The 2,372-nt window shown below is 61.6% G+C and carries 3 protein-coding genes and 1 pseudogene; 1 reads left to right on the top strand and 3 read right to left on the bottom strand.

The annotated features are described in order from the left end of the window. From DC366_RS19370 to DC366_RS19360, 3 genes are all read right to left on the bottom strand, one after another. Positions 1–906 (bottom strand): type IIL restriction-modification enzyme MmeI (locus DC366_RS19370; protein WP_341476709.1); only part of this gene is annotated, 906 nt, incomplete at its 3' end. Beyond that, positions 903–1,325 carry a type II toxin-antitoxin system VapC family toxin gene (locus DC366_RS19365; RefSeq protein ID WP_073038006.1) on the bottom strand — a complete coding sequence of 141 codons (423 nt, stop codon included), beginning with the start codon at positions 1,323–1,325 and terminating at the stop codon, positions 903–905. The genes DC366_RS19365 and DC366_RS19370, both read right to left, overlap by 4 nt. Positions 1,326–1,328: 3 nt before the next feature. Then, complete coding sequence (locus DC366_RS19360) at positions 1,329–1,577, bottom strand: FitA-like ribbon-helix-helix domain-containing protein (RefSeq protein WP_073038005.1); 249 nt, start codon at positions 1,575–1,577, stop codon at positions 1,329–1,331. Positions 1,578–1,780: 203 nt separating this feature from the next. On the opposite strand from DC366_RS19360, the pseudogene DC366_RS19355 reads away from it, so the two are divergent. Further along, positions 1,781–2,296 (top strand): annotated as a pseudogene (locus DC366_RS19355) (hypothetical protein); the annotation flags it as partial. Positions 2,297–2,372 lie beyond the last annotated feature (76 nt).

Raw genomic sequence — 2,372 nt, 5'->3', positions numbered from 1 at the left:
CTCTTCGTCATTTGTGTATCCTGTCGTCATTGTCGGATACATCTTAGCACGCTGTCCAGGTTTGCCGGACCACTTCAGTGTCCAGTCGAGGCTGCCGATATGGGACAAGTAGCGCTGCGCGATCTTGGAAAAGCGCGGCACATCGGTGCTGCCTGAGAAGAGGCCACCGTTCACATAGGCAAAGGTGTCGGCCCAGCGGGGCAGCTTGGCCTCGGCCCGTTTGGGGATGGCGGTGTTCATCGCACGGAAGATCTCGCCGATGACTTCGTGCGTGTTCGACCCGTCGCGGTTCGCCATCTGGTCGATGGTGGCGGTGAACAGGTTGTCGCTGACAAAGATGTCGGTGTCTTCGGCGAAGAAGCAGAAGATCAGCCGCGCCATGAAATGGTTCATGTCGTGGCGTTTGTCCGCACTGCCCCAGTCGGGGTTGTCCTTGATCAGCTCGACATAGAGCCGGTTGAGGCGGCTGGTGGCGCGGATGTCAAACGCACTTTCGCGGATCTGCTTGACGGTGGAGATGCCGGCGAGCGGCAGGAAGAAGCCGAAGTGATCGGGGAAATCGGTGTAGCGGCAGGCGATGGTCTCGCCGGTGGTGATGTCCTCGGCCTCGAGGTCGATGCCGTCAGTGGCGAGGATGAACTTCGCCTTGGCGCGGAAGGTGGTAGGGCTTTCGCGCAGGGCGGAGAGGGTTGCCGCGATGTCGCCCGGGACGCAGGTCGCAAGGTGGATGTTGTTGGTTTGCAGGACGCCGCCGATGTCGGACTTGTTCGACGCGCCGGTACGCAGCCGCTTGATGGTCGTGTCCTTGTTGCCGAAGGCCATGAGGAAGGCATAGGGGAACTCTGCCGCGTCGAAGGGCTGCTCGGCAAGTTCGGAAATGGCTTGTTCGATTTCAACGGCGTTCATGCGGCAGTCCAGGGGTTGATGAGGTCGATATCGCAACCCTCGAAGTCAGGCGTATTGCGTGTGGCGACCGTGGCGCCGCAGGCGTGGGCAATGGATGCGATCTGGCAATCGGCCTGGGCGATCGGTCGCCCGGCGGACCGTCGTGCAGCGGCGATGGAGGCGTAGGACAGCGCGGCGGCGCTGTCGAAGGGCAGGATCCGACCGGCCAGGTCCTCGCGCAAGATCCGGTCCACGGCGTCAACCAGCGCGGCGCGGCGCTTGCCGTTCCCCATGATCGCGAGACCGTAGCGCAACTCCGCCTCCGATATCGAGGTCAGATAGACGTTGAACCCGTCTTGGGCCGACAGCCATTGCTCGACCCTGGGCTCCGGGGCCGGGCGCAACAGCTCGGAGATGACGTTCGTGTCGAGGATGATCATGCGTCAGGCCCGGTCGAATGCGGGTGGCTCACGCATGGCCTCTCGCTGCGGAAGGTCCAGATCAATGCCGCCCAGAGGCGCGACCCGTGCGCGGATGGCCGCGGCAAGATCGTGGGAGGGCTTCGCTTCGCCGACGACGTGGCGCAAGATCTCGCGCGCCTCCTCTTCCATTGAACGGCCATGTTCGGCCGCGCGGATGCGAAGGCGCCGCTTCACGTCATCGTCTAGGTTCCGGATGGTAATGCTTGCCATGAAATCCTCCTGAAAGGAGTGTAATCATCGCAATCAATGCGATCAAGGCTAATCGCTGGAACGCATGGTTTTTACTAAGGTTTGCTGGGCGAGGCTGTCGGCTCGCGATCCTGCCGACCACCGCAACCGCAACACGCATCATCAATGTTGCAATAGTATATTTTCGTATATATGCTGGGTGAAGATTGTCAAGGGTTCTTGCCATGCGTTTAGAATTCAAAAACCTCCCTCTGGCGGCATTTTTTGCTCTCGCCTTGACCGGGCCAACAGTTCCGACGCAAGCCCGCGCCCAAACCTATCAGATCGATTGCGCCATCCTGCTGTGTTTGTCCGGTGGGTGGCCGGCTTCCGTGCCATGCGCACGCGCGCGGGCCGAGTTCATCCGGCGCATCACACCTTGGCCGGTGGAGCCGCCGCTGCAGATTTGGCGCTGCCCCATGGGTGTGTCTTACGATGCGCCTGCCAGGTCGCGCCCCACGGACCGGATCTTCGATGCCCTATATGGTGGTTCAGGAACCCCACCAAACTCTTCAGCCCCGCTCTTCGATCAGGCAGCCGAGGCAGGCGGAATGCTCGGGCTGAAAGGGTCCGACGCTGTCTGGGGCAACCTCGTGCGGGCTAACTACGTTCTCCAGCTCGTAGAAGACCGCGCCGACATCGATATCAGCGGGCCGGAATTCAATTTCGTGCGCTCCATCCGCGTCTTTGACGTTCGTTATGTCAACGGCGGAGTAAAAACCGGCCACGCGGCGGCGTAAAACCAGGCCAGTGACGGGGCACCAAGCGCCATGGTGC

It is taken from the genome of Pelagivirga sediminicola, from assembly GCF_003072125.1.
Lineage (GTDB): Bacteria > Pseudomonadota > Alphaproteobacteria > Rhodobacterales > Rhodobacteraceae > Roseovarius > Roseovarius sediminicola.
This window is presented reverse-complemented; position numbering and strand designations above follow the sequence as displayed.

Excerpts from the sequence above, each read along its gene's own strand:
- DC366_RS19365 (WP_073038006.1), bottom strand. The coding sequence starts at position 1,325 with ATGATCATCCTCGACACGAACGTCATCTCCGAGCTGTTGCGCCCGGCC.
- DC366_RS19360 (WP_073038005.1), bottom strand. The coding sequence starts at position 1,577 with ATGGCAAGCATTACCATCCGGAACCTAGACGATGACGTGAAGCGGCGC.